General features: G+C 34.7%; 24 protein-coding genes. 9 read left to right on the top strand and 15 right to left on the bottom strand.

From position 1 onward, the window contains the following. The 3 genes from EG814_RS10855 to EG814_RS10865 form a co-directional block, all read right to left on the bottom strand. Nucleotides 1–1,428 (bottom strand): MopE-related protein (locus EG814_RS10855; RefSeq protein WP_262700064.1); only part of this gene is annotated, 1,428 nt, incomplete at its 3' end. A gap of 10 nt (nt 1,429–1,438) precedes the next feature. After that, the gene (locus EG814_RS10860) at nt 1,439–4,753 is read right to left on the bottom strand and encodes a sugar-binding protein (protein WP_125721772.1); all 3,315 of its coding nucleotides are present in this window, start codon (nt 4,751–4,753) and stop codon (nt 1,439–1,441) included. Then, on the bottom strand, nt 4,710–6,362 hold the full coding sequence (locus tag EG814_RS10865; protein WP_125721774.1) for a T9SS type A sorting domain-containing protein: 1,653 nt from the start codon (nt 6,360–6,362) through the stop codon (nt 4,710–4,712). Before EG814_RS10865 ends, EG814_RS10860 begins: the two co-directional genes overlap by 44 nt. A 325-nt stretch (nt 6,363–6,687) precedes the next feature. Here EG814_RS10865 and EG814_RS10870 point away from each other — a divergent pair, with 325 nt between their 5' ends. Beyond that, nucleotides 6,688–7,176 (top strand): DNA-deoxyinosine glycosylase, encoded by a 489-nt coding sequence (locus EG814_RS10870; protein WP_125721776.1) that lies wholly within the window; start codon nt 6,688–6,690, stop codon nt 7,174–7,176. Between the two features lie 33 nt (nt 7,177–7,209). On the opposite strand, the gene EG814_RS10875 is transcribed toward EG814_RS10870, so the two are convergent. Then, the gene (locus tag EG814_RS10875; RefSeq protein WP_125721778.1) at nt 7,210–7,452 is read right to left on the bottom strand and encodes a hypothetical protein; all 243 of its coding nucleotides are present in this window, start codon (nt 7,450–7,452) and stop codon (nt 7,210–7,212) included. Between the two features lie 446 nt (nt 7,453–7,898). Here EG814_RS10875 and EG814_RS10880 point away from each other — a divergent pair, with 446 nt between their 5' ends. The 4 genes from EG814_RS10880 to EG814_RS10895 all read left to right on the top strand — a co-directional run bounded on the left by EG814_RS10880 (nt 7,899) and on the right by EG814_RS10895 (nt 12,708). Next, nucleotides 7,899–8,357 carry an RNA methyltransferase gene (locus EG814_RS10880; RefSeq protein ID WP_125721780.1) on the top strand — a complete coding sequence of 153 codons (459 nt, stop codon included), beginning with the start codon at nt 7,899–7,901 and terminating at the stop codon, nt 8,355–8,357. 613 nt (nt 8,358–8,970) lie between these two features. Beyond that, the gene (locus EG814_RS10885) at nt 8,971–10,758 is read left to right on the top strand and encodes a T9SS type A sorting domain-containing protein (RefSeq protein WP_125721782.1); all 1,788 of its coding nucleotides are present in this window, start codon (nt 8,971–8,973) and stop codon (nt 10,756–10,758) included. Nucleotides 10,759–10,793: 35 nt separating this feature from the next. Next, the gene (locus EG814_RS10890) at nt 10,794–12,287 is read left to right on the top strand and encodes an autotransporter outer membrane beta-barrel domain-containing protein (RefSeq protein WP_235830957.1); all 1,494 of its coding nucleotides are present in this window, start codon (nt 10,794–10,796) and stop codon (nt 12,285–12,287) included. A gap of 193 nt (nt 12,288–12,480) precedes the next feature. Further along, complete coding sequence (locus tag EG814_RS10895) at nt 12,481–12,708, top strand: hypothetical protein (RefSeq protein WP_125721786.1); 228 nt, start codon at nt 12,481–12,483, stop codon at nt 12,706–12,708. Between the two features lie 36 nt (nt 12,709–12,744). Here the strand turns inward: EG814_RS10895 and EG814_RS10900 are convergent, their stop codons facing one another. Together EG814_RS10900 and EG814_RS10905 are read right to left on the bottom strand one after the other, a co-directional pair. Next, nucleotides 12,745–13,374, bottom strand: coding sequence for a hypothetical protein (locus EG814_RS10900; protein WP_125721788.1), 630 nt, complete (start codon nt 13,372–13,374; stop codon nt 12,745–12,747). A gap of 209 nt (nt 13,375–13,583) precedes the next feature. Further along, nucleotides 13,584–13,958, bottom strand: a complete 375-nt coding sequence (locus EG814_RS10905) for a nuclear transport factor 2 family protein (RefSeq protein WP_125721790.1) — start codon at nt 13,956–13,958, stop codon at nt 13,584–13,586. Nucleotides 13,959–14,397: 439 nt separating this feature from the next. Here EG814_RS10905 and EG814_RS10910 point away from each other — a divergent pair, with 439 nt between their 5' ends. Continuing rightward, nucleotides 14,398–15,381: an SDR family NAD(P)-dependent oxidoreductase gene (locus tag EG814_RS10910; RefSeq protein ID WP_125721792.1), complete on the top strand. Its 984-nt coding sequence runs from the start codon at nt 14,398–14,400 to the stop codon at nt 15,379–15,381. Between the two features lie 99 nt (nt 15,382–15,480). Here EG814_RS10910 and EG814_RS10915 read toward each other — a convergent pair whose 3' ends face one another. From EG814_RS10915 to EG814_RS10930, 5 genes are all read right to left on the bottom strand, one after another. Beyond that, nucleotides 15,481–15,981, bottom strand: a complete 501-nt coding sequence (locus tag EG814_RS10915) for a PRC-barrel domain-containing protein (protein WP_125721794.1) — start codon at nt 15,979–15,981, stop codon at nt 15,481–15,483. Between the two features lie 73 nt (nt 15,982–16,054). Then, the gene (locus tag EG814_RS21025) at nt 16,055–16,222 is read right to left on the bottom strand and encodes a hypothetical protein (RefSeq protein ID WP_164515317.1); all 168 of its coding nucleotides are present in this window, start codon (nt 16,220–16,222) and stop codon (nt 16,055–16,057) included. A gap of 183 nt (nt 16,223–16,405) precedes the next feature. After that, entirely contained in the window at nt 16,406–17,149 is a 744-nt protein-coding gene (locus tag EG814_RS10920; RefSeq protein ID WP_125721796.1) for a hypothetical protein, read from the bottom strand. Nucleotides 17,150–17,177: 28 nt separating this feature from the next. Further along, entirely contained in the window at nt 17,178–17,663 is a 486-nt protein-coding gene (locus tag EG814_RS10925) for a hypothetical protein (protein WP_125721798.1), read from the bottom strand. A gap of 40 nt (nt 17,664–17,703) precedes the next feature. Beyond that, a complete protein-coding gene (locus tag EG814_RS10930; RefSeq protein WP_125721800.1) occupies nt 17,704–18,315 on the bottom strand; it encodes a hypothetical protein in 612 nt (203 codons plus the stop codon). Between the two features lie 190 nt (nt 18,316–18,505). Between EG814_RS10930 and EG814_RS10935 the strand changes: the two genes are divergently transcribed. Further along, the gene (locus EG814_RS10935; RefSeq protein WP_125721802.1) at nt 18,506–20,500 is read left to right on the top strand and encodes a GAF domain-containing hybrid sensor histidine kinase/response regulator; all 1,995 of its coding nucleotides are present in this window, start codon (nt 18,506–18,508) and stop codon (nt 20,498–20,500) included. Nucleotides 20,501–20,549: 49 nt separating this feature from the next. Here the strand turns inward: EG814_RS10935 and EG814_RS10940 are convergent, their stop codons facing one another. The 3 genes from EG814_RS10940 to EG814_RS10950 all read right to left on the bottom strand — a co-directional run bounded on the left by EG814_RS10940 (nt 20,550) and on the right by EG814_RS10950 (nt 24,986). Beyond that, entirely contained in the window at nt 20,550–21,656 is a 1,107-nt protein-coding gene (locus EG814_RS10940; RefSeq protein WP_125721804.1) for a PepSY-associated TM helix domain-containing protein, read from the bottom strand. Between the two features lie 60 nt (nt 21,657–21,716). After that, the gene (locus EG814_RS10945) at nt 21,717–24,032 is read right to left on the bottom strand and encodes a TonB-dependent receptor (RefSeq protein ID WP_125721806.1); all 2,316 of its coding nucleotides are present in this window, start codon (nt 24,030–24,032) and stop codon (nt 21,717–21,719) included. A gap of 306 nt (nt 24,033–24,338) precedes the next feature. Next, nucleotides 24,339–24,986 carry an outer membrane beta-barrel protein gene (locus tag EG814_RS10950; RefSeq protein WP_125721808.1) on the bottom strand — a complete coding sequence of 216 codons (648 nt, stop codon included), beginning with the start codon at nt 24,984–24,986 and terminating at the stop codon, nt 24,339–24,341. 518 nt (nt 24,987–25,504) lie between these two features. Between EG814_RS10950 and EG814_RS10955 the strand changes: the two genes are divergently transcribed. Both EG814_RS10955 and EG814_RS10960 read left to right on the top strand, forming a co-directional pair. Then, nucleotides 25,505–25,726: a hypothetical protein gene (locus EG814_RS10955; protein ID WP_125721810.1), complete on the top strand. Its 222-nt coding sequence runs from the start codon at nt 25,505–25,507 to the stop codon at nt 25,724–25,726. A 65-nt stretch (nt 25,727–25,791) separates the two neighbouring features. Continuing rightward, a complete protein-coding gene (locus tag EG814_RS10960) occupies nt 25,792–26,055 on the top strand; it encodes a hypothetical protein (RefSeq protein ID WP_125721812.1) in 264 nt (87 codons plus the stop codon). 123 nt (nt 26,056–26,178) lie between these two features. Here EG814_RS10960 and msrA read toward each other — a convergent pair whose 3' ends face one another. Then, nucleotides 26,179–26,670, bottom strand: coding sequence for a peptide-methionine (S)-S-oxide reductase MsrA (gene msrA / locus EG814_RS10965; protein ID WP_125721814.1), 492 nt, complete (start codon nt 26,668–26,670; stop codon nt 26,179–26,181). Nucleotides 26,671–26,675 lie beyond the last annotated feature (5 nt).

Raw genomic sequence — 26,675 nt, forward strand, 5'->3', positions numbered from 1 at the left:
AGGCTGGGTACACTGAACCAGTTTGGTTGCAGGCGTTCCAAAAGTGTCTCCATCTTGGTCTCGATACCACACCGTATTGGGATTAATGGCAGCGTTAGCATCATTGCAGTCCGTATTGTTGGCTACGTATCCCGTAGGCTTCACGCTGTACGAAACGCTTAAGGAAGGGTTTCCGAACGTGTCGCCATCAGCATCCCTATAAAAGGTCGATGGGGCAATATTGGTGATATTGGCTGTCGTGTCGTTATAATCTGATGAATTTCTCACATATCCTGCCGGCTGGGTGCACTGAACCAGTTTGGTTGCGGCCGTTCCAAAAGTGTCTCCATCTGCATCACGGTACCAGATCGTATTGGGATTAATGGCAGCGTCTCCATCATTGCAGTCTGTATTGTTGGCTACATAATTTCCCGGAGCGTAGCTATAATAAATAGAAATAGAAGGATTTCCGAATCCATCATTATCTAAATCCTTATAAAAATATTGGGGAGCAACATTCGTTATATTAGCCGTTCCATCATTGTAATCAGATCCGTTACGGACATATCCCGATGGTTGTACGCAACTAGTTATTTTTACAGCGGCATTTCCAAAACCATCATTATCCGCATCTTGATACCAAATTACTCCTGGATTTAAAGTTGCATCTGCATCATTACAATCTCCTCCTCTTGTTACATAACGATGTCCTACAGGAGTTGCACATGCAACAAACGTGTCATTACTATCGCCATAGCCATCACCATCGTAATCATTATACCATATAGTGTTTGGATGTATGCTACTATTGTTATCATTACAATCCTGTGCGTTTCTTGCATAACCAGCAGGTTGCGTGCAACTCTTTTTTGAATTTCCTCCCGATCCTGCTCCAAAGCCATCGCCATCAGAATCTGAGTACCAAACAGTGTTAGGGTTCACGCTTATATCGGCATCATTACAGTCTGTATTGTTGGTTACAAAACCACTAGGCTTAACACTATAGTAAACATACACAGATGGATTACCGAATCCGTCGCCGTCAGCATCCTTGTAGTAATATTGCGGGGCTACATTTGTTATGTTAACCGTTGAATCATTATAGTCAGCAGCATTTTCTACATAACCAGCAGGTTTTGTACAACTAGTAGAAATTACAGAACTAGTACCATAACCATCCCCATCAGCATCTAAATACCATAAACCAGTATCTTTTATATTAGGATTATAGTCATTACAATCATTTTTGTTACTTACATAACCATCTGGTTTAGTAGCCCTCAAAATACTATTATTTGGATTTCCAAAACCGTCTCCATCCTCATCTTCATACCATCGATACATAGTTTCGCCTCCCCCGCCACCTGGAGGAGCCGCATTAACACCTACTTTTTGTCCATATCCAAATGAAACGATTAACAACAAAAAGCTATATATATATATTTTCATCTCTCTTCTTTTAGTCTTTATAATGATACTGGTTCTCTGATAAAATCATACCTTCATTATCCTTTATTACTTTCAATCTATTAAACTCATCATAATTATAATAGGTAGTGACATCCTTAGGATCTGTAATTGTTGATACTCCCACCAATAACTTATAAGTATAAGTTGTTATAATTGCATTTGAAAAGGTGTTTCTTAAATCATTTAATGCCTGAATTAAATTTGTTTCGTTACCTGAATTTGAAATTGTCTCCAGATTTGCTGCTGATGATTCTAATTGTGCATAAGTTGCATTTTCGATCTTCGCAATTGGCTGTGTTTTATTGTAACCCCAAATAATTGACACTGGCATACCTCCTTCAGGAGTATATTGCAAGACATTTCCTTTTTCATCATACTTATCATACACGATTTTTTTCTCTAAAGAATTAGAAGATTTAGCTGAATAAATAAATTTAGGAAGCAGTAAGTTTTTAGTTGATTCATCTTTAGCATATACTGTTTTTTGTTCCGATAATTTTATTGAACCTCTGTAAGTTTCCGTTTTTAAAGCAGTATCAATTCTGTTGTCCATTATCATATTAGATGCAAAGGGTTCAGCTGCCAAATCATGAGGATAGTAGTACTTGGTTTCTAAAGTTTCCTGTGTCGAAGATTGTATACTTTGAGAAGTCAGCTGAATATGTGAAGGATTAGCATACTGATAAGCAGTTGTAGTTTCTATAGGGTTTAGTCCATTAAGGTCATACTTTTTAGAAATTGAAGATTCTAAATAAAACCAATGTGCTATCGTCTTATATTCTACAATGCTAAAATTTTCAATAGTTTGTGAGCTCGGACAAGGCTCTTCGAAGTTTTTTCTAACAGCATACGCTTTTATCTCATTAGAATATATAGGATCTAATTTGTAATTATTTATATTCTCTGCCACAGTTATAAACGGATTGCCAGCAGATCTTTTTTGAAAAACCTCAGATTTCAATTCCAGACCATTGTCCCATCCAAAATTAGTAAGCGGAGCACTTTTAATATCAGTACCTAAAATTGATTGTCCAAAATTGTCTCTATGAATAATGTATTCTTTCATTTCTCCACCATTCTCAAAATTATCTCCTCCCTCACTAACAGTTACGTATTTATAAAAACAATTACTACTTCCTGTATCAAACAAAGAAATAATGCTGCTGGAACTAACTGTTAGAAATTCATTATCAATATACCAACATAAACCAAGCTGACCCTGACCTACTGAACATGTTTTTCTTGTCTTTGATAGATCTACATAATACGGCGTTTTTCCTTTGTTTCCAGAAGAATGATTAATATCGTTTTTTGGAGCATAGTAAAATCTCTTGTAAATAGGTGTTGATGCTGTGTCTGAAAAGTCCTTTGTCGCTTTTATCCTTACTCCGCCTGTTTCTAAATTAGTACTGATCGTTACTGGTGCAGTCGGATAATAAGTCACAGTTAATAATGCAACTGTATAAAAACCACCTTTAAAAAAATGTAAATTATATGTTTTACCTGCTTTTGCATCTAAATAAAATTTCTTGGTTGTTTTACTTACAAACCAGTAATCGGAATAATATAGCTTTTCACCTGTATATCTAATATCATACAATTGTGGACATGGTGTTTCTCCTGCATCAACGCAAGTTACCTGCAAAGAGGCAATATCATGTCCAGTATCATTTGGATCTGGAATTAGATTACCATACATATCATATTTAGGCTCTTGATCACTTGAAAAAGCTACATAACCAGTAAATTCAATTCTTTGGTCTATTGGAGAAGTTAAGGTATATATGACAGGTTCTTCATTCCAATCTGTTCGTGGCCTTCTATATGTATCTGTTGTCTTTACTGGATAGGTAGTTTTGTCTCCCCAATACGTATTACTTTCATACTCAAATTGAGTATATCCTTTAGTAGGATAAATCATTTTACTTAAAAGTCCTGTTTTAGCAAAATTTGCGTCTGGCTCTTTATCTGCACCGTTATAATCGATGTCATTTAAATTATAGTCGGCGATATTTTTAGGCGCTAAGTTCACATTAGATTTACCGTTATAATATCCCCAATGGTCTTGGCTTTTTGATAATCTTTGAGGAAAGTTTTCTCTATTTATATACTCAAAACCGTATTTTTTAGAAGGATCAAGAAAGGTAATATTTTCTAAAAAAACGCGTCCGTTGGCAGTTTTCAAATAAGTAAAATTTATTTTTTCAATCTCATTTCCTTCCTTATTAAACTGAGTAACGGTCTGAATTTTACTATTTCCCTCCACTTCTTCATTAACTCCTGCGGCACTGTAACTAAAATTTATGTATCCATCATTAGTATTATTACTATATATCTTATTTACTCGTTTACCTAATACAGTCATATTATAAGCAACGATATCACTCATAACTGGAGCACTTGCCAAAGTACCTGAACAATCAGGTTGCATTGCAGGATATGCGATTGTAAAAGTTTGTGAATTAGATGCAGTATATTCCATATAACTATCCTCGTAAGTGAAATATATTTCTGATCCGTTTGGATGCGCTATTTTGCTTAAATACCATGCCGTCACACTTCCGCTAATTACAGAATGTCCTGCCCCCTGATTTCTAAAAGCAGTTGTTTCTTTTTCTGTAAAATAATATTGAATACCGTTAGTGGCTGTCAATAAAAAATCGGCATTATTAATCCCAACTCTTTGAATTTTAATTTTTTGATTATTAACGAAAATGGGATTGCCGGTTTTATCATAAATAAATTTACCTGAATTTCCACTGAAATTGAAAGAATATATATCAGCCTCAGTATCTGCACTTGCTTGTACAGCAGCTCGATAAAATTGCAATTTAGCCTCATTAGTCGCATTAGCTAAGTTATCTGGCGGATAAACTGCAGCCTGCATCTCATCTGCTTTATCACGAACAGTACGTGTAATGACACCTCCAAAATTCATATTCCAACCCAAGCCTACATTTGATGCGACTTCATCAACTTTTATTCCGTTAGAGCCATAAAAAAGAGAAATTGGCGATTCTAAATCTTTTGTTTTAAAACTTGTTAATGGTACAGAAATATTTGCAGCTCCTGTAAATAATCCAACTGGAATATTTCCAAATTTTCCAAGTTCACCTGCAACAGGAGATGGTGGAGTTATATTGGGTAAATACTTACTGGTATCTGGTTGAGCAATACCAGTTTCTGATATAAAGATGAAAAACAGTAAAAACAAAGTTTTTACTGAATACTTAATAAATTGCTTTTGCATCATGTAATTTTTAATTAACTTTCTTAATAACTTTAACAGACTCTGTCTTAACATCAGTCTGAATTTTGATGATGTAGATTCCTTCAGCATAATAGCTTAAATCTACCGGCACAGTTCTGCTGGAAATATCAAAGTGTTGCAAGGTTCTTCCTAAAATATCAATTACTGATGCGGTACCTTTAGTAAAATCATACCCAATAATTACATTTGTAAAAGTTGATACAGGATTTGGAATGGCTTCGATACTTGCCTTTACTTTTTCAACTTGAGCCTTATCTTTTAATTTTACGACCCAAAAATCATTTGATCCAATATTGGAGTTTTTATCTTTTGATGAACCATTAGAAGTTCCTGCCATAAGATAGCCCCCGTCTCTGGTCTCGACAAGTTTTCGAAGAATATCTTCGCCTCCGCTTCCAACGGTTTTATTCCAGATTTCTTCTCCCTCGTTATTAATTTTCAATGCGATATAATCGTTAATTCCGTCTTTTTCTTTTGCCACTAAACTTGTTGCTTTTGATACCAGTCCCCCAACAGATCTCGGAGCTGAATTGCGCGCATGACCACCTATTAAGTAAGTTTGATCATTATTTTCTACTAACGATGTAAGGATATCGACTTTTCCAAAATCATATGTTTTACTCCAGACAACACTTCCCTCCTGATCCAGTTTAAGAATCCAGTAATCTGTTCCGTTGGCCACAATTCCTCCTTCAGTTGTCAATGCATTAGAACTGTTTGAGTTTCCTCCAACAATATAGCCTCCATCCTTACTCTGATGAATTACGTACGGCTGATCATCACCGTCTCCACCATAGACTTTTTGCCATTCAATAACACCAGTATCGTTTATTTTCAAAATCCAATAATCGCCAATACCTTTATTTGATTCTGTTTTATCACCTGAAATAGGAGAATTAGAATATCCTGCAAGAATATATCCGTTATCCGAGGTCTGCTCCATGCTTCTCAAAATATCAGAATATTGGCCACCATAGGTTTTCTGCCATTGGATAACGCCTTCTTGGTCTAACTTGATTATCCAGTAGTCCATACTGCCTCTGCTTTTCTCTGATTTTGAATAAATATCAGTAGCAAAAGAGTCTTCATCTAGATTAGAATTTGAAATCGAATTTGGATTTGAGCTTGAAGAGCCTCCTAAAATATAACCTCCATCTTTAGTCTGGAAAGCACACAAAAGTTCATCCTGCCCTTTACCACCGATAGTTCTTTGCCACTGTTCATCTCCAGCAGCATTTAATTTTATTACCCAAAAATCAGAAAGACCTTTACAGTTCTCTTTTTTTTGAAAACTTTTCGAAGAGTTTGAAGTTCCAGCGAGAATAAATCCGCCATCTTTAGTATTTTTAATACTTTGGAGCAAATCAAAACCAATTCCGCCAAAACTTTTCTGCCAGTCAAGTTCTCCGTTTTCTTTCATTTTCCAAACCCAGTAGTCTAGATCGCCATGATTATCATCTGCCTTATTTCCCGTTTTATTCGAAAGCGAACTTCCAGCTAAAATAAAGCCATAATCAGCTGTCGGTTGTGCATCAAAAAGGTAATCTGCATGTATACCTCCGTAAGATTTTTCCCAAAGAACATCTTGAGAATAACTATTAAGAGAAATTAAAAATAGAAGCTGTAAGTAGAGTTTCCGCATAAGCTTTTTATAAATTTGAAGTTAGTTATTATAATTCGGGCGAAAATAATTTAATAAAACCACACTTCTTTACGTCTTTCCGTAAAGAATTAACTTCTGTTTAATTTTTAAGCAAAAGAGAAAGAAAAGATTATCTCTTATAAAATTCGATAAAAAACGTACTGTAAAACAATAAGAAACAAAACATTAAACAACTAGCAGTACTTGTGTGGTTTAGAATTAAACAAAATACTCAATCAAAAATTTATTCCACATTTTTTCCCTTAGAGACGAGAATAACATTGTTATCCATTATTCGTAATTTTACAAAAACTTACAAGAAATTATGCACAGAGAAGCCCTACATCCATTAATCGACAACTCCACAATTATTCTGATTATGGGAACTATGGCTGGCGAGCAATCCATTGCCAAACAGCAATACTATGCGAACAAGGGAAACCTTTTTTGGAAAATTCTGTTTGCCATTTTTGAAGAAGAATTTAGTGCCTCTTATGAAGATCGAAAAGCACTCCTTACAAAATATAACATTGGTCTTTGGAATGTGCTAAAAAGCTGTAAACGAGAAGGAAGCAGTGATGGCAAAATAAAAGAAGAAACAATAAATGATTTTGAAAGTCTGCACAAACAATACCCCAATATAAAATATGTCTTTTTTGAAAGCAAAGCTGCTGCAAAATATTTCCAAAAACATACTCTTCCGCAGGAAGGTATTGTTTATAAAACGCTGCCTTCAACCAGCGGACTAAATGCGGGCTTAACGACAGCAGAAAAAATGGAAGAATGGAAAGCAGTATCAGAAATAACACTTTAACAAACGTAATGTAAATTTTTGTACTAAAAAGAATTACCTATTGCGCATGATATAAAAAAGTATTTCTTCTTCTAATTCTCTAGACAGAGTTTCAAACTTCATTTTGCGTCGATAACTTTTTTCGCTTTTTTCCTTGTAAAAGTCTGTTTTGGCAGTACTTACGCAGTATGCATCGCACATATCTTTAAATTTTTCGTCGAGTTGATACAATTCTTTCATTGAATCAAGGTACGCTGCAAATTTAACATTATACAATTCGTCAGGAATAGCCGCCATAAGTTCTGTTGCGTTTAAATTAATACTGTTTTACCTTACAGGTTCATTTTATAATCTCATAATAATATAACTGCATTACATTCTTCGAACAGCATCTTCATCTGCCAATTTGAAAAGCCGTATTTAATATTTTAAAATTAAAGCGAAAATCTTTAATCTTTATATTTAAATGTCTAGAAATGGTTTCAGATTATAAACTGAAACGAGAAATCGTAAAATGAACCATTTATCTGCTAATATGAAACAATAATAAATCAAATGTTTTAGTACATCACCAATAAGAAACCTTTTACCTCATCAAAACTGAATCTATTTCTACAATTGGCAACTTAGCATTTATATGATATGCAATTAAACTTCTTCTTGTCTTTGTTGTGATTTATGTTAATATCTCTTTCGTCTCTATAAAAATTGATTTATGTATCTACAGTTTGTACTTTTGTCTTATGAATGATAATTTTATAAACGAATACTTTGGTATCGGAATACAAAATGGAAAAACACCCGAAAACTTAGGTGTGCTTTGGCGATCGGCTCAAAACTTGGGTGCAACTTTTATCTTTACTATTGGCAATCGATATGCGAAACAAGCCTGCGATACTCACGATGCTGTAAAAGCTATTCCATATTTTCACTATGATACTTTCGAAGCTTTTTTTGAAAACTTACCAAAAGGAGCACGATTGGTTGGCGTTGAACTATCTGATAAAGCTGTCGATTTAGAAACCTTTGAGCATCCGAGACGCTGCGTTTATGTTTTAGGAGCTGAAGATCATGGTTTATCTAAAAAAGTTATGGAGAAATGCCATCATTTAGTAAAATTTAAATCAGAGAAAAGTTTGAATGTAGCCGTAGCTGGAACGATTGTTATGTATGATAGAAATTTGTCTAAACCACGTTCTTAAAATAAAAGTTTGAGATTTAAGTCTAATAAACTTATAGCTCAATAATCAATTAAAATAAAAGAGTCAAATTGTTATTCGTAACAATTTGACTCTTTTTGTTTAAACGAGTTTTATTGTTTAAATACTATTTAAGTGGGAATTATATAATTCTAAGAAAAAATTATGTAAGTGAAATATGATTTTGATTTTAACTTTGTCTTTTTCACTAAACCCCAAGTACTTATGCTGAAAAATTCAATTTATCCTCCTACTTTATTGCTTCTCCAACTACCTCTTTCAGGAGCGAGCATTACACCATTTTGTTTTAGAAACAGCCAGAAAAATAGAGTCTTAAATATTGCTGGGTTCAACAGCGTAAATACAGTTGGTTATGAACATTAGAAAACTAACCTATGTACTCTATTTGCTTTTTCTTTTTTCGTCTGCCTTGTATGCACAGGGAGGAGGTCCTCCACCACCCGGTCTTCCTGATGACGATCCCGTTCTGCCAATTGACTCACATTCTTCTACGTTACTCGCCGCGGGTCTTATACTTGGATTTGCCGTAGTGCTTACGCGAAGAAAAATTTGATGTTCTAATTGCTTTAAGACAGTTTAACTTATAGAAGATATTATGAAAAAACTATTTACACTGTTTATTCTAACGCTCAGTTTCAAAAGCTTTTCTCAACTGCATCTGAGCACCAATTCTAGCATTTATGCCAAAAATCAAGTTCTTTATGTCGGGCAAAATCTAAATTTAAATCCTAATTCTAATCTTTATTTAAGAAATGATGCTCAGCTGGTTCAAGGTGGAAACAGTGCATCGGGAAACACTGGACTTGGATCTTTATCTGTATATCAAGAGGGAACATCAGACAATTTTGATTATAATTATTGGTGTTCTCCTGTAGGAACGCCTTCTAGTGCTTCTGGAAATACCAATTTCGGTATTAGCTTGCTCTCGCGTCCAGATGGCCCTATTGCTTCAAGTCCTGCTACACTATTGCCTACAGGAAGTTATGACGGAACTGCTAGTCCGCTTGCCATAGCTTCTCATTGGATTTATAAACTAATAAATGCCAATAATTACTCCCAATGGATTTCGGTTGGAACCGCCTCTACTATAGCTCCAGGCGAAGGTTTTACGATGAAAGGAACTTCGGGCACTGATATGCTTGATCCAGCGGGTTTGGGAGTTGCGAATAATCCTGGTGGTGCACAACGCTATGATTTTAGGGGAAAACCAAATAACGGTAACATTACTGTATCTTTAGGAACAGGAAGTGCCACACTCACAGGAAATCCGTATCCTTCAGTCCTGCATCTGAATGCCTTTTTGCTGGATCCTGACAATCGTACTCTTACGGGGGGAACGGCTTATTTCTGGCAGCAGGATCGTAACGTAAATTCACATTATCTAAGTGCTTACCGTGGAGGCTACGGTTCTTACTCTCCTATTAATACTACTTCTGAAGGACTTTACGTACCTCCTACATTTAATGCTTATAATCAGGACGGGACTGTAAATCCTGGGCCAGGAGGAGTATTAGGAACAGTACAACTGCGTCGATACGCTCCAATAGGGCAAGGTTTTCTGCTTAATGGAACTGCCAATGGAAATGTCATTTTCAAGAATGCCCATCGCGTTTTTCTGAGAGAGACAAGCGGATTATCTCAATTTGAAAAGAAGGCGCAAAAACAGCTCGAAACAGAGGAAGTTGAACCGCTTTCTTATTTTAGATTGAATACCATAATTAATAACCAGTTTACCAGACAGCTTGCTCTTGCTTTTCTCGATGAGGCAACAGATGGAGCTGATTCTGGAATTGATGCGCTAAACATGACTTTAGACCTTCCCGAAGATGTTAATTTCTGGATTGAAGATAAGGCTTATCTTATTCAGGGTGTAAACTTTGATCCCTATAAAAAAATTCCACTCTCTGTAAAAGCATCCAAAGCAAGTACTTTGAAATTTCATGTATCAGAAGCTGTGAATATAGATACTTCGCAAGCTTTATATCTTTATGACAAATCTGATGACTCTTACCATGAAATCAGAAATGCCTCTTATGAATTATTGGTTGCAACAGGTACTTATACTGACCGTTTCTTTATTGCTTTTACCGATCAGACCCTTGGAATAGAGGAAAATCCAGACTGGCAAAGTTTTGTTATCTATCAGGACAGCAGACGCAAGAATATTAAAGCAGCCAATCCGCAAGCATTCACCATTAAATCGTTCACTTTATTTGACATGACAGGAAGAGCAGTTATTCTAAAAAAAGACTTAAATGCAGAACCTGCATACATTTTTCCAACTGATGGTTTGTCTGACGGCGTATATATTGCCGAATTTCTAACAGATGAAAATCAGAGAATCTCAAAAAAAGTAATAATCTCCAATAGTGGAAACAAATAACCAACGAAGAAAAAATAAAACTAAAAATAAAGCATATGTATACAAGATTTACTTTATCCTACCAGACGATTATCCTGCTGTTTTTTTTCTTACTATCGGCAGTATCACAAGCTCAGATTGGAATAGGAACTATTACTCCAGATGCCACTTCGATATTAGACATAACCTCAACAACACAAGGAATGCTGGCACCACGAATGACTACAGCACAGCGCACCGCGATTACAACTCCGGCTGAAAGTCTGCTTGTCTTTGACACCACAGAAAAGGCTTTTTATTTCTATAATACGCTTTCTGCAACTTGGGTAAAAATGGCTAACGAAAGTGCTCTTAAAAGAAACAATTACAAACTCGTAAAATCAGCCGCCGATTTAGCTCCTGAACTCGCTGCTGGCGGTGGAAATGCTTATCTGCTTACAAGTAATACTTTGTATGAAATCAACGGTAACATCACGCTCACACGGCCTATTAATATCAATAATGCTTACGTTTCAGGACTTGATGCCAATGAAGATGTCTTATCTTTTACAGGAGGAATTATTTTTCAAGGCAATACTGGAGGAAGTATTAGAAACGTTACTCTAAGAGGAGGGACTGCTTTTGCCATTGTAGGCCCTGGAGCCGCGACTGCGTCTTCCCTACTCGTTCAGAACGTTGTGGTTGACAGCATGACTTCTGGTGTAGGAAGTATATCGGGAATTGGACTTTACTTTGGTAATATTATTCAGTTTGTCAATAATACAAATGGTATCACATATTCCAATATCGGAAGTCTTTTGCTTAACAACCAAGCTTGGACTTCTAGCAACAATGGAACTTTTGAAACCTTTACCGGCACTTTCGGATTGATACAGAAAAACAGCGGTTTCAGTACTATGAACGGTGCAGACGTTGCTATGGACGTGAGCAACGCTACACTATCTGTTGGAACAGGAGTACTTTTAGGAACCGTTTTCTCTGGCACCACCACCAATACCGGAGGATATATTAACCGTTATCCTGCAGCTTCCACATATGCAGGATATAATTTCAGTACTGCATGGACGGTAGATGCACCTGGCATACCAAGAGAAGGAGATTCAGACGCTATCGGAGATATTAATCTGGACGCAACAGTAGGATCTGGTGTAACCACAACATTTACTGGAACAGGAACAGCAAGCAGGGTTAAATTAAACGGAACCACCACCTCAAACAATCTATTTCGTTTCACGAGAGACGGAAATAACAAAATTATTTATAGAGGAAATAAAACTCGATATTTTCAGGTATCAGCTTCTGTTTCCTATCAAGGAACAGGCGCAGACATTACTTTAGTTCTTTACATCGCCAGAAACGGTGTAGTACTTACCGATACCAAAGTTTATGGAAGACCTTCTTCTGGCTTCTTATCTACTGCAGGAATCGTAGCACTTCCAGTTGTAGGAACCGTTCAGCTAAAAACCAACGATTTTATTGAAGTCTGGGCAGAACGTTTTGACGGATCAGGAAATATATCAACAGTGTCTTTAAATCTAAGTGCGAGATAAAATTTCCGTTACAATAAATTCTATTAAAATATAAAAGCAGCTGACATATAATCAGTTGCTTTTACATTTCTTTTAGCTTTTATTTAATAATAGATAATATAATTGTATAACATCACATTAGAGAATTGTAACATAGCTACGACATTTTAAAACTAAATTGCTTGTAAGATTGTCAACATAAATATATACTCCAATGAATGAGTCAATAGAAAAGTTTGAATTGGAACTACAAGCATTTTTGGAGTTCCGTTATAATTTATCTGCGGCGCAGGATAGTGCTGAGAGATTTAATGAAACCGAAAAAGCAACTTTTGCCTTTGTCGACGATTATTTATTGAAATCTCCTAATCTTATTGCGGGCGATGTGGAAGCCTCAGTTCAGCGTATTTTAAATGAGTTTATAGATTCAAGAATGAAATGAGCTCATTATTTTAATGCTCTAAAAGTATAACTTTCATTAATTATGAACACTCTCCACAAGCTCTGCTAATTTAGCTTTTAATACTTCTTGACTCTGATGACCAAAATAATGTCCTAAAATAGTATACTGATCATCAAAAATTATAAATGATGGCGTACCTCTTAACTGATTAATAGTAAAGGTTTCTGCTATAACAGGAATTTGTGCATAATGTGCTTTTATTCTTTGTTTTAAAATTGCTTGTTCTGTTTCTGAAAAAGCAGTAAAATCTGGTATCGAATTACACATCACATCAAAAGAAGCAGAATTAAAAAAGTCTTCTGAATTGGTCATACGATCAAAAGCTGTCGGAAAAGTTAAAGGTTCAGAATATTTGGAAAGACCGTAATTTGAATTGTAATACTTCTTTGTTTCTCCCACTAGAGTTCCGTCAGCTAAAAGCAGTTTTAAGTTTTCCTCATTATTAAATTGAAAATCTTCAAAAGCAGTGGCTACTCCAATGAAACCAACTTTATCTGCAAATAAGTTATTGAGTTCATTCGTAATGGGAATGCCATATATAAAACAGCCAGGACAATTGACCTGAAAAACAAATGCTACATTTACTTTCTTCAGTTGGAACTCTCCCTGAACTAAATCCTGAATATTAAGATGAAACTTTGACATCGGTATAATTATTTAGGTTTGATATTCATTAAATTAGTTTTTATAAAATCAATTTTACAATGTAAAAGTAGAAAGATAAACTCGGTTCTGAATGGTCCAGTTTTAACAATAAGCTTTGTTTTCTGGCTTATAGCAATCTTAATTTTCAAATAAAAAAAGCCTGAGAACCAATAATTTTCAAGCTTTTCAATTCAATAAAATATCTCTTGTTACCGAGACAATTCGCTTTCAGTGTGTAGTGTACAGAGCCATTTTCCTTCTTTTTTAATCCATACCGAAGTACAGGCACATTTTGAAGATTCTTGCTTTTCCTCTCCTGCTATACCCAATTCTATTAGGTAAGCCGTAACCGCATTGTTATCGTCAAGTTGCTGCGAATGGAAATCTGAAAAATTCAAAACCTTGATTTTATCTCCTTCTCCCGACTCAAACATCTTTTTAAAAGTTGCTTCATCAATACTGTGCACGCCATTTTTTCCTGCAACAATACACGGAAAACTGGTGAGGTTTCTCACTGTTTCGTATTCTTTCTCTTCCATTCCCTCCCAGTATTTTTTTTCTAATTCCATAATCTGCGTTTCCATATCCTCATTTTTAAAATTAACAGTATTATAAAGTTCAGATTTATATTACAATGCTTATAGACTTTTAACACAGATTTAAAACATTTTCCAATCTATTTAAAATGCATGAAAATTTAATAAGATTCGCACTTGCTTCTGTAAGAAAACAATATCATTACCTCTGTAAATTAGCTACTTATAAAAACAATATAAATCCGTGAGCAAGACAGAGAACGACAAATGAATTCTCTGCTTTATCTATAATTAAAAACAGATAACATGATTACACAGAATAATAAAAACATTGCTTCTAATACAAGAACATGTGATAAAAAATTCCAATCAAAAACTGCCTCATCGAGAACTAACGAAAAAATTGCTTGTGAATCGACCAAATTTATTAAGCTAAATCCATTGCTTTTTAAATAAAAATCTTTAGTGCATATTAAATAATAAAATTATGAAAGACATTCAAAAAGAGAAAAATAGCCTTATAGGAAAAACTGTAGTAATTACAGGTGCAAGTAGTGGCGTAGGTCTTGCAACTGCAGAAGCTTTTGTCAATGAAGGCTGTAATGTAATATTGCTGGCTCGAGGTCAAAAAGGGCTAGATGAAGCTGCAGAAAACTGCAAAAGACCGAATGTGAAAGTTATAGCTATCTCAACAGATACATCAAATGCTGATGATGTTGAGAAAGCAGCTTTAGAGGCTCTTAGCATAAATGGTAAAGTGGATATCTGGGTAAATAATGCTGGAGTTATGGCAAGCGGAAAATTTGAGGAAATTCCAATGGAAATACACCAGCAGGTAATTAAAACCAATCTTTTTGGCTATATGCATGGTGCTTACAATGCAATTAAAATCTTTAAAGAACAGAACGAAGGCATTTTGATTAATAATGTCTCCATTGGCGGATTCATGCCTGCGCCATACAGTGCTGTCTACTCAGCCACAAAATATGGAATTAGAGGTATGATGGAATGTCTACAGGGCGAAATCTCCAATCATAAGCACATTCACATTTGCAACGTATATCCACAGCTGCAGAATTCAACGGGCAATCTCCATTCTGCCAAGTATTCAGGTTTTGATATTACGATTCCTTTTATTGCTTCTGACCCACGTGATACGGCTGCAGCAATAGTGAATCTAGCTAAAAATCCGAAAAAAGATCATTTTCCAGATTTAAAATCTGCGGCAATTACTCGAACTTATAAAACATTTCCTAAAACAGTAATTAATACCGCATCTGCAGCTTTGCGCATGAAAATGAAACTTAACCATAATAAGGAAAATAATCCTGGAAATGTTCTCGAGAACTCTCAAGAACCGCTTCGCGTTTACGGAAATCCAAATTTGAATAAAAACTCTCCTGTTACTACAGCATTGATTGCTGGAGTAGCGATTAGTACAGCCTTATTTTTTCTAAATAAAAAGTTCTAAATTATTCAATTGCTTTTTAATGAAGTATAAAAAAATACGAGATGTTTAAAATCAAACATCTCGTATTTTTTTAATATAAAACTCTAAAAGTTTTAAATCTTAATATCGGTTATCAAACTCCCTGCGACTGTAAAAAGTATCATCATTATCATAATTTTCATTAGGATAATAACCTCTTAAAACTGCTCTTTCGTAATTACGGTCAAAACGTTGCTGCGTATTATAACGGCCTGTTCTTCTGAAGGTATCATATCCTATACCGCTTGCCATAACAGTTTTAGTATCTTTATTAATGTTAACCGATCCAATAGGTATAATTAGATGGCTATCACCGTCACGGTACATAAATTCACTACCGTTATCACTGGCAATTGTTTGGTGGACCTCATTACGGCTATCTTCCATCAGCGCTTTATCTGCTTTTACATCTAAATAAACCACACGCTGCATATCTTTATTTACCCATAAATCATCAATTGTTCCTATGGTACGGTTGTCTGCGTCTACAATTTTCCATCCTCTTACATCAGAATAGTTCGAAGCAATCTTATAATCTGAAAGTTCGTCCAGTTTGTATAAATTTCTGTCTTTATTTTCCATTTTTCTTTTCTGCTTTAATGAATTATATATTTTTCCTAGGCCTAAACAATAATTATGTTTCTGCTATCTAAGATTAATTTGCTGTACTGTCCACCGCTGTAGTGTTTTCAATCTCTGTTCTATTCGGATCCTGTACATGGTCTTCTCTTAAAAAAACATAATATACAAGTGCAGCAATTAGTACCACTGCAACAATCCACGGCCACACAGGCTTCTTTTTCTCAATTTTTATTTCTGCCATAACTTATTTTTTTATGATTATTAAATTTCATATTAAAGTTACAAAGGCAAATGCAGGATATAATATTTAATTTCAGGCAGATGTTATACAATTCCCAGTACAATAAAAACAAGATAAGTATTTATCGCACAGAAAATTATTAGTTTAAACAACGAAAAGAAAAACCGTTTTTGAGAGAAAAAATTAATTGCAGAGCGCAAAATTTATTAGCAGTTTGTTACCCGACTTCCATTTTACTTTTCCCTTAACAGATTCGAAAGGCACATCTTCACCCAAGCAGTTCTTGTCTGAAGTAATCTCTATTTCATCTTCGTTTATTTTGCTAACGACAAAAGCTTGATTACTGCTTTTCTGATTGATAGCGCCTTCTTTATCTTTGATGAGGTTACAGCTTTTAAGACCAATATGCTGTTTTTTGATATAATCTTCCCATGTAGAAAAAGTATATTTAAGTCCGTCTTTTTTTATTTTTCTTTTCTCTTTATTGATATAAATGATAAAATAATCTGGATCAGTGCCGATATCTTCACAGTCAAAATCAAAAGCAGCAAAATCATAGGCTGGAATAACCTTTCTGGCTATGACTTTTTGAGGCATTTTTAGCGTAAAAAAAGTCAGATCTTCGTTTAATACTATTTCGCCAAAAACGCTATCATCATTATTCAAAAAATCCAATCTGTCGTTAATTTCCATTGTAAAAGATATTACGCCTTTGCCTCTCATAATATCTTCTGTATAAGACGCAAATGTATCGCCTTGCCAAAGCAGATTCTCTTCGTTTGGACAGTCTTTTTCTGCAACTTGTTGTCCATTAGCTAAAGCTTGAGAATCAATTTGGTCAGCTTCTCGCATTTCTTCATTTGATTTTTCTTTACAGGCGACCGCTAAAACCGCTAACAAGGAACATATAAAATATATCTTTTTCATTTTTTCTTTATAATTATTATCCTTTTAATTATTTATAAAAGCCAGTAAATTTCTCTTTTTCTTTCTTAATATCTTCTGCTTCAAAAAACACTTTATCTGCAATCAGTTCTTTGTCTGCACTACCACTGCTCTCTTCTATACCTTTATAGGAAACAGTTATTTTACTACCTTTCTTCCTAATAGTAATTTCATTTATTGATTTTCCTTTAATTTTAGAATGCAGATTATCCATTTCAATAGTATTAAAATATTTGTCTTGATAGGATACATATATTTTATAACGAAGCACATTAGTATTATCAAAAGTATAAGAATTGCCATTATAGTAAGCTGTAGCTAATTTTGTGCCGCCATCTCTCATCATTTCTACATTTACTTTGATATTTTTAATGAGAGCAGCATCTCCTTTAATTGTAAAATTTGGCTCTTTATACATACAGCTTATAGCCAGAATTGCAAGTATTAAAACACTTCCCTTTTTTATAATGGAGTTTAGCATTATTCGTATTTTCATATTTTAATCAATAATTAGTTTACTTAAACGCTTATAGAAGTTACCATTGTGGCTGATTTTCATTTGGCAGAGCCAATGGTTTAAACACGTAATATTCCTTATAATATTCAGGGAAATTCGAATCATCAAAAGTTCCTTTTTTACTATTGCCTGCCTTAACAATAATTAAACTATCTTTTTTGACATAACCATATTTATATTCAAACTGATGTCGGGGAACTACTCTGCTCTCAATTGCAATTCTATCAGCAGAGAGTTTATAATAACCTTGAAAAAGCGTGTTTTTCTGCATTAGAAAATCCTTACTAACCGCATCCGCATAATCTTTTTCTGTTTTTATTTCAAACGAAGAATCCAATGACAGATTGCATTGTCCTGTAGCATAGAATTTATAAAATCTATGGTCTTTAGGCTGTTTTAAAATACCGCCATTTTCGGCTGTCCAAATAGATTGCAATACATAAACGCCATCTGTTCTTAAAGAAGCAGACTGATCCAGTCTAAAATTTGAATTGTAAAAAGTATAATCTTCTTTCATGTAAATTTTACCTGCACAAGAAAAAACTAACATTACAAGAAGCACTATAACTGCATACTGGCTAGTAAGAAGCAGTCGTTGGAATAAGCTAAAATTTATGATTTTGTTTTTCATTAAATCGCTTTATAAATTAAATATATAAAAAATATTCATCCTTTTCCTATTTTTTAACAAGAATCCTTCATTCGTTAAAAAAACTAAAGCTTTGATAAAATACTAACTGTAAATTATATAATCTAACCGCAGTTAGAATATAAAAAACTCATTTACAACTATTTGTACCTTTATAGTTAAATTCTATATCATGAATGCTGCCCCAATACCAGTTACCGACAATGAAGCTGCGCGTCTTGATGCATTAAAACGCTACAATATACTGGACACTTTACCCGATGATGCATTTGATGATGCTACGGCGCTTGTGTCTTACATCTGCGGAGTTCCTATAGCTTATATTTCTTTTATAGATGAAAGCAGACAATGGTTCAAATCAGAAATTGGTTTAGGCGTTTCTGAAGTTCCTCGAGAAATTACTTTTTGCCGTTATACCATAATGGACTCCGAGCTAGTTGAAATTCCCGATTTACTGCTCAATGAGCGCTTTAAGAATGATCCCAATGTAACCGGAGGCTTTAAAATACGCTTCTATGCTGGCGTACCACTCACTACTCATGACGGCTATCATATAGGGGTTTTGTGTGCAGCAGACCATGTACCTAGAAAACTTAATGATAGCCAACTAAGCGCGCTTAAAATCGTGGCTCGACATGTAATTAATACTTTAGAGTTGGGAACTAAAAATAGTGAACTTGCACGCCAGAAAAAAATAGCTGAACGCGCAGTTGCAGCCAAAGAAAATTTTCTGGCCAATATGAGCCATGAGATTCGTACGCCACTCAATGCCGTTATCGGTTTTACCGAATTGTTATCGGGTACAAACCTTGATAAAGAACAGCGTAGCTTTGTACAAGACGTGCAAACGGCGGGAGAAAACCTGCTACTGATTGTGAATGACATTTTAGATCTTTCTAAAATTGAATCTGGTGGCCTAACATTAGAATTACAGCCTTTTGATTTAACCAAAGCTTTAAAACATATCTATGATCTACTGAAAGTCAAGGTGCCTCACGGTGTAGAATTTAATCTGTATTTGGATGCAGATCTTCCTACTAGAGTTGCTGGAGATGAAGTGAGACTCAATCAGATACTAGTCAATTTAGCTGGGAATGCACTGAAATTTACAACTGAAGGAGAAGTCACTATTTCTGTAAAAAAAACAGGAGAAACTGCTGATGCTTATTTGATTCGATTCTCTGTTAAAGATAGTGGTATCGGTATACCAAAAGAACATCTTGATACTATTTTTGAGCGATTTACACAAGCAGAGGAAAGTACAACCCGAAAATTTGGGGGCACAGGACTTGGCCTTAGCATTGTTAAGCAGCTTACAGAACTTCACGGTTCGGTGATTGAGGTTAAAAGCCACGAAGGTCGCGGATCGGAATTCTTTTTTACTATAACTTATAAAAAAGCAACTAATGAGACTGTAGAAGCAGAAATTAAACCTGTTAACGATCTTGGAAGGCTTAGCATTTTACTCTGCGAAGATAATCGTCTAAACCAAAAACTGGCTCAAAACGTCATTGAAGGTTTTGGATTCGAAATCGATACTGCTGAAAATGGCGAACAGGGTATTGAAATGCTTTCTAACAAAAAATATGATTTGGTGCTGATGGATTTACAAATGCCGGTACGCGACGGCTACCAGACAACAGAGTTTATCCGTCGAGAAATGAATAGCTCTATTCCTATTATTGCTATGACAGCGCATTCCCTTGCTGGCGAACAAGACCGTTGCTACAACGCCGGAATGGATGGCTACGTACCAAAGCCTTTTAAACAATACGAATTACTAGAGGCGATTAGAATGGTTATCAAAAAAGAGCGTCGCCCAATGCACCGACCAAAAGCTGATTTATCACAGATTGATCAAATAGAACTTCGAAAACCAGGTTGGAAAAAAGAAATCATTACTCAATTTATAGAAAAAGCTCCAGAAGAAATAAAAGAGCTGCAAAATGCTGTAAAGCGCGCTGACTATAATGCCGTACTTCAAAATGCAGAGCAGCTTCAGCTTTGGCTGCATCTTTTTCTTTTAGAAGGATTGAATATGGATCTTAAAGAGATAGTAAGAGAAGCTGTTGCCAGAAAGTTCACCGCAGCAACGGCTGATCATCTTGATATATTGTACTGTAGCGTTGATGAAATTATTAAAGATCTTAAAAAAGAGATTTATTAATTGCCATAATTGAGCATCACTTTCGTCTAGTTTAGAAATAAAAAAATATCTATTTCTTCTTTTTCCTGCCAAGCCAAATAAGTAGACCCGTTATTGGAAGTGTCACAGCAAAAAGACAAACCAAAAAAGCAATAATTTTTGTTGGATAACCGTAAATGCTTCCTGTATGAATTGGGTAAATCAAACGTCTCACTTTGTCTCCATTGCTAAATGATTCAAATGGTCTCGTTTCTACAATTTCGCCTGTATACTTATCAAAATAAGCAAGACTGGCAATATTGGGTATTTCTTTTTCAAGATTCATTTTGATTACCATAATACTATTTATTGTATCTGATGGTATTCTGATTTGGGTATCTCCTTTATAAGTATAAACACTATCTGTTTTGGAAAATATATTTTGATAGAAAAACGACTTATCTCCTTCTGGATCAATTTTAGTTGGATTTTCAACTTTTGTAGATTTCTTTTTAGCAGTTCCGTCGGCCAATAAATATACACCGCTCTCAAACCATTCATACGACCAAGTTAAACCGGTTAGTGAGATTATTAGCAATGCCAAAAAAGTATAAAAACCAAAAGTTGAGTGAAAATCCCAGTTTACTCTTTTGAATGATGCACCCCATTTTACTGTTAATCTTTGTTTTAAGTTTTTAATTTTCTTTGGCCACCATAAAACAAGTCCTGACAAAAGCATAAACACAAAAATAAGACAGCTGATTCCGGTGACTGCTTGTCCAAAATCACCCAAAACCAAATGACGATGCAAATCAAGAACGATTGAAAAAAAACGCCTTTCGGCAGGAATAGAGGCTAAAACTTTACCAGTGTACGGGTCAATAGAAAAAAGCTGCTTTTTCTTCTCAAAATCAGTTGCAGTAATCATTAAGCTTCTTTCTGGATCATAAAAAGAATGAACGCGATCAACTTTCTTGAGGTGAAATTCTTCTTTCACATTAGAAATAATACCGTCTACTGGCAGTTTTTCTTTTTCAATACTTGCTACTTTATAAAATTCAGGATTAAAAAACTCATCCAATTCATCTTCAAAGACCAATATACTTCCGGTAAGCGCAACTATAAAAACAATTAGCCCGGACGCAAGTCCGAGCCAAAGGTGCAATAAGCCAATATTTTTTTTAAGCGTTTTATTCATTTATTATCTCGTTTTCAAATAATAGCCAAAGCTTTTAAAAATGATCTTTTTTCGAAATTTTTAAAATTTATAACGTAGGTTTAAACTTGTCGTCATACCATTACCCATTACATAATCTGCATTTACAGCGCGGTATTGGCTTAAAGTTGAATAATAGCTGTTGTTTAATAAATTCTCAACCCCTAAGTTCAATGACCAGTTTTTGTTAAAGGCATAACTTCCTGCAAAATTAATCAAATTGACCGTCGAAATAGGTCCTTCGCTATTATTATATCTTCCATTAGCATTTGGCTCAAAACGATCGCGACAACCCGTGTTTACCCAAGATAGCTGTAAAAACCAGTCAGACGCAGGCTTGTAGTTAATAAATGCTGTTGCTTTTGGAGGAGCAATACGAGATCCGTTTAAATATACTTCACGTCCGTCATCAAACTCTGCTTTTCCATCTACATAAGAATAACTTCCCCCAACATTCAATTTATCAGAGAATCTATAGTCTAATGTTATTTCATATCCTTTAATTTTTTCAGGTTCACGCTGCGCCACTAAACGTCCGTCAATTTCAATTAAGTTTGCGCCTAATTTTGAAGTACTAATATAATATGCTGCCGTTAAATTAAAATTGTAAAACTTACTAGAAAAACCAACTTCATAGTTATTCGTAATAATTGGATCTGTTGCCAAACTTGCTATCGTGCTTTCTTCTGCACTTCTTAAAATTCTTCCCAATTCGTTTATGGCAAACGCTTGAGAAAAACTAACGAATGGATTAAAAATTTCGTACTTATTAAAACGAAGACCAGCATTAAACATCGTAGCATTATATGGAATTTTACCTCCTTCTACAAAAATACTTCCTTCATTTCCTGGTCCAGAAGCAATTGTATTATAATCATCAACACGAACTGTTGCATTTTCATAGCGCAATCCTCCTTTAAAAATCAAGTTTTCTAAAACATCTACTTTTAGTTGTGCATATGGAGCAATGTTTAACATGTCCATTTTCGGAATATAAACACGTCCGTCTACCAAATCCTGAAAAGTAACATCATTTAAGACATCAATACCATAAGTAATTTCGGTAGGCATAGAACCAATGTTGAATGGCGTATTTAAATTAATTCTTGTTCCATTTTTATTCGAATTAATCATAGTTTGTCCAGGACCATACCAAGCGGTTGCCGATGCTACATAACGATTCATCGATTGAAAAGAATTTAGATAAGCAGACACATCCAATTGTGTTGTTTTAAATAAATTGTTTTTCGAAAAAGTAAACATAAAATTATGGTTGAATGGCGTTCCGGCACTTTTGCCAGGTTCTGTACCTCTAACACCAATTGTAGGAGTCTGACCATATACTCCCGCTTGACTAATGTATTTAGCGTCTTGCGTACTAGTATAAAAATTGTAAACTACATTAAAACTAGTGTGTTCATCCATGTCATATCCTAATTTCAAAAAAGCATTCGACTGAGACGAGTTAGACAAACCATCTGTCTGTCCCAAAGGTTTTCCATCAGCATCTCTTTGAAGGCCTGTGTAATCAAAAGCTCCACCAATAACGTAGCTGAATTTGTTTTTTCGACCATTAAAAAATTGCGAAACACGGTAGCCAAAAGTCTCTTTACTATGAAGCGGATTAAAAGTAGTTCCTACAGTTGTTGTTCCTTGAAAACTATCTACCAACGGACTCTTTTTTGTAATATAATTGATAATACCACCTCCAGAACCGTTTCCGTAAATAGAAGTAGCACCTTTAATAACTTCAATACGTTCGATGGCGTTGGCATCGACAACACGAATATCACGAGCACCATTCATTAAAGGTGTCGATTGCGGAATTCCGTCAATTAAAACCAAAACTTGACGTCCTCTTAAAGTCTGACCCGAATTGGTTGCTTTATTTGTTGAAACACCAAGCCCCGGAATAACATTTCCTAAAATAGACGATAAATTGGTATTAATACTGCTTTGAACCTGAATTTCTTTTTGGCTCATAATAGTGATCGAAGAAGGAACCGTAGCAATATTTTCTTGCTTTCTACCAGCAGTAACCACAACTTCATGCAATTCATTTTCGCTGATTAGAACAATTGGAATTTCATTTTTTTCATCCAAATTACTAAAAACATACGAAAGTGGCTGATATTCTGGAGAAGTAATTAAAACCGTTTTGTCTTCTATATCTTGAACTGAGATCGAAACTTGTCCAGCTTTATTAGTCGTTCCGATGATTTTATTGCCTGAAGAAACTGAGGCGTTTGCAATGAGACTTTTTGATTCGTTTTCAACCTTTAATCGAAGTGTTTGTGCTTGTAAATTGATGGCTAAAAAAAGAAAAATGATTAGGGTAATTGGGCGTTTAAAATTCATTTTTATGGTATTTAGAAAAGGGTATTATTTTTATTTAGATTAATTCTTGACAAAAATAGACATTCTAAATTATTTCACAAATAATTAAGTTTTTTAAGTCAATAATTCTGTATGTATTCAAATAGTATCTCTTTTCGTAATCCATTTAGGCTAAGTAGCAAAAAGAAAATCATTAAGAATATGCTATAATGCCAAATAAAAAGCAGGGACTCAAATCCCTGCTTTTTATTATTTATAGACTTGTTTACAATTTCTACAATATTTGAAATTTTTCTTAACTAATTTATACCAAAATTTTTGATTTTATTATTTGCTAAAATCGTAACTGATAGCGGCACCGAGTCCAAATTGAAATGTCGACGCATAATCAGTAACTCCTACTGGTCCCCAATAATAGTCCCAATAGTAATCGTATCCAACAGCTGCTGACATAGATTGCAGATAAGCATGAAGATTAATTGATACAGGTGAATTAGTTTTCACTTTTACACCAGCCTTTACTTCCCAAGCAAAGTAAGTTCCGTTGCCATTTCTTGGTGATTCAAGAATTGCAACTCCTGCGCCCGCACCCAAAAACGGAAGCGCCTTTTGAGAACTTGATCCAAAATAATATGTGTAATCTGCTAAAATATAATTGATAGCCCCTTTATCATCTCCTGCATTAAGCTGAGTTCCTGCAGGAACTCCATCTCGCGTAAGAACTTTTGTATACAAAGGCATTCTTGTGTCTAATCTGTTATATTTTAATTCGACAGAAGCATTATCCATTATAAAATATTCCAAACCTACTCCATACCCAAAACCATCTTCCACTCTTGCGTATGAATTATCAAAATCAACTTTATCAGAAAAGGTATAGCCTCCATACAGATTGAGCAAAAATGACTGGGCGCTTTGCGCTGACAGCGTCAGTGAAAAGGAAAAAACAACAAATAATAAAAGATACTTTTTCATAATTTCTAATTTTAATTCATAAATAATTTTTGTTTGCCTCGGTTTGTCAACCAAATTAAAGATAGAATTAGAAGATATATTTTTACGCATTCAGTTATTTACCTTTATTATGAAACTACTTAGATACTATCAGTCGTAAAAATTTTAAAACTATTTTTCATGGTAAAGAATTGTAAAGTTTATTCTTACTCTATCTGTACCAAAGTTATCCTACAAAAATATTTTGGCATAAAGAAATAGGATCAATCATGTTGCAAATTATAAAATGAAACCATTTTTTATCTGTACAACTCAAGTTAAATTATAAATAACATACAGATTTACAGACTTATAAATACTTATAAACTTTTAGAATAGTGAATTTATAATGAGATAAAAATTAGAGGAAAAAGAATTCATTAATTACTTCTTCTTTAAAATTATATAAACTCCTCCCGTAATTCTGTAATTTAAAACGTCGTTGCGCTATCTATTTTTGAATTACAATAAAACAGTATAAACCAGTAACTAAATACAACATGAAGCCATCAAAATTATCACACAACATAACTTCCCTATATAACAGACATGCCGACGAACCAGATTTTGACTGTGAATTTTTATCAGGCGACAGCATCAACGCACGCGGAAACGAAAGTATTCTTGATCCGGATCCAGATGAAGAGTTTGCCGATGACTATAACGACAGAGATTGGGACACCGATATCTACGATCCGTATTTGGAGCAGAGCTATTATTAAGACGCTTTCGCTAAGAGATTAAAACCTAGTTTGGGCAGTTATCGTATATAATATAAAAGAATATTATGACTGTCAATTACTGCCATCTGCCCGCCCAAATCTATAAATATATTTGTCTGAATCAAGGCCGATTGGTGCCTTTTGAAGAATTATGCATCATTGTTTTTCTATCTGGAGGCGGAGAACCTTTTTCAGCCGAAAATCCTGTTGCAGAAAAAGTCGATCACACCCGGATAATGAACATATTACTGTTTCTGTCTGATATTAATCTGATTATATTGGATCAGACAACAGAGACAAGTACTCTTAATCTAACCAACAGGAACTAGATTAGTTGCTTTTCAAGAATTACAATTTCACAGACAAAATCCTTTTGACGTAAATGAAAAAAGCTGCGCAGATTCAGAATCCGCACAGCTTTAATTATTTTGGGTATGTAATGTTATTGCGTTTTATAAAAACGTTCCGAATCTCTCAAAATGACACGTATAGCCGTCTGGTTTTTTTACCAAATAATCCTGATGATAGCCTTCAGCAGGCCAGAACTTCGCAATAGGTTCAAGTCTTGTAACCACAGGTCCGTTCCATCTGCCAGAATCATTTACAATTTTAATGACTTCTTCTGCAGTCTGTTTTTCTTCTTCGTTCTGTATAAATATAGCCGATCTGTAGCTAGATCCTCTGTCATTTCCCTGTCTATCTACTGTTGTAGGATCGTGAACGCGGAAAAAGTAATCAAGCAGCTCCTTGAAAGAAGTCTCACGTGTGTCATAAGTTATTTCGATTCCTTCGGCATGACCTGGGTGATTCTCATACGTCGGATTTACATTTTCTCCTCCTATATAGCCCACTTCGGTATCTACAACTCCGGGAAGAACTCTAAACAAGTCTTCCATTCCCCAGAAACACCCTCCTGCTATATAAGCTTTATTTAAATTTTCCATAGTAT

Origin of the sequence: Flavobacterium ustbae (genome assembly GCF_003946915.1) — a bacterium.
GTDB lineage: Bacteria > Bacteroidota > Bacteroidia > Flavobacteriales > Flavobacteriaceae > Flavobacterium > Flavobacterium ustbae.

Coding starts and splice junctions, on each gene's coding strand:
- EG814_RS10880 (WP_125721780.1), top strand. CDS start 7,899: ATGAATGATAATTTTATAAACGAATACTTTGGTATCGGAATACAAAAT.
- EG814_RS10910 (WP_125721792.1), top strand. CDS start 14,398: ATGAAAGACATTCAAAAAGAGAAAAATAGCCTTATAGGAAAAACTGTA.
- EG814_RS10905 (WP_125721790.1), bottom strand. CDS start 13,958: ATGGAAACGCAGATTATGGAATTAGAAAAAAAATACTGGGAGGGAATG.
- EG814_RS10915 (WP_125721794.1), bottom strand. CDS start 15,981: ATGGAAAATAAAGACAGAAATTTATACAAACTGGACGAACTTTCAGAT.
- EG814_RS10885 (WP_125721782.1), top strand. CDS start 8,971: ATGAAAAAACTATTTACACTGTTTATTCTAACGCTCAGTTTCAAAAGC.
- EG814_RS10945 (WP_125721806.1), bottom strand. CDS start 24,032: ATGAATTTTAAACGCCCAATTACCCTAATCATTTTTCTTTTTTTAGCC.
- EG814_RS10890 (WP_235830957.1), top strand. CDS start 10,794: ATGTATACAAGATTTACTTTATCCTACCAGACGATTATCCTGCTGTTT.
- EG814_RS10935 (WP_125721802.1), top strand. CDS start 18,506: ATGAATGCTGCCCCAATACCAGTTACCGACAATGAAGCTGCGCGTCTT.
- msrA (WP_125721814.1), bottom strand. CDS start 26,670: ATGGAAAATTTAAATAAAGCTTATATAGCAGGAGGGTGTTTCTGGGGA.
- EG814_RS10930 (WP_125721800.1), bottom strand. CDS start 18,315: ATGAAAAACAAAATCATAAATTTTAGCTTATTCCAACGACTGCTTCTT.
- EG814_RS10920 (WP_125721796.1), bottom strand. CDS start 17,149: ATGAAAAAGATATATTTTATATGTTCCTTGTTAGCGGTTTTAGCGGTC.
- EG814_RS10950 (WP_125721808.1), bottom strand. CDS start 24,986: ATGAAAAAGTATCTTTTATTATTTGTTGTTTTTTCCTTTTCACTGACG.
- EG814_RS10955 (WP_125721810.1), top strand. CDS start 25,505: ATGAAGCCATCAAAATTATCACACAACATAACTTCCCTATATAACAGA.
- EG814_RS10925 (WP_125721798.1), bottom strand. CDS start 17,663: ATGAAAATACGAATAATGCTAAACTCCATTATAAAAAAGGGAAGTGTT.
- EG814_RS10900 (WP_125721788.1), bottom strand. CDS start 13,374: ATGTCAAAGTTTCATCTTAATATTCAGGATTTAGTTCAGGGAGAGTTC.
- EG814_RS21025 (WP_164515317.1), bottom strand. CDS start 16,222: ATGGCAGAAATAAAAATTGAGAAAAAGAAGCCTGTGTGGCCGTGGATT.
- EG814_RS10865 (WP_125721774.1), bottom strand. CDS start 6,362: ATGCGGAAACTCTACTTACAGCTTCTATTTTTAATTTCTCTTAATAGT.
- EG814_RS10860 (WP_125721772.1), bottom strand. CDS start 4,753: ATGTTAAGACAGAGTCTGTTAAAGTTATTAAGAAAGTTAATTAAAAAT.
- EG814_RS10875 (WP_125721778.1), bottom strand. CDS start 7,452: ATGGCGGCTATTCCTGACGAATTGTATAATGTTAAATTTGCAGCGTAC.
- EG814_RS10870 (WP_125721776.1), top strand. CDS start 6,688: ATGCACAGAGAAGCCCTACATCCATTAATCGACAACTCCACAATTATT.
- EG814_RS10940 (WP_125721804.1), bottom strand. CDS start 21,656: ATGAATAAAACGCTTAAAAAAAATATTGGCTTATTGCACCTTTGGCTC.
- EG814_RS10895 (WP_125721786.1), top strand. CDS start 12,481: ATGAATGAGTCAATAGAAAAGTTTGAATTGGAACTACAAGCATTTTTG.
- EG814_RS10960 (WP_125721812.1), top strand. CDS start 25,792: ATGACTGTCAATTACTGCCATCTGCCCGCCCAAATCTATAAATATATT.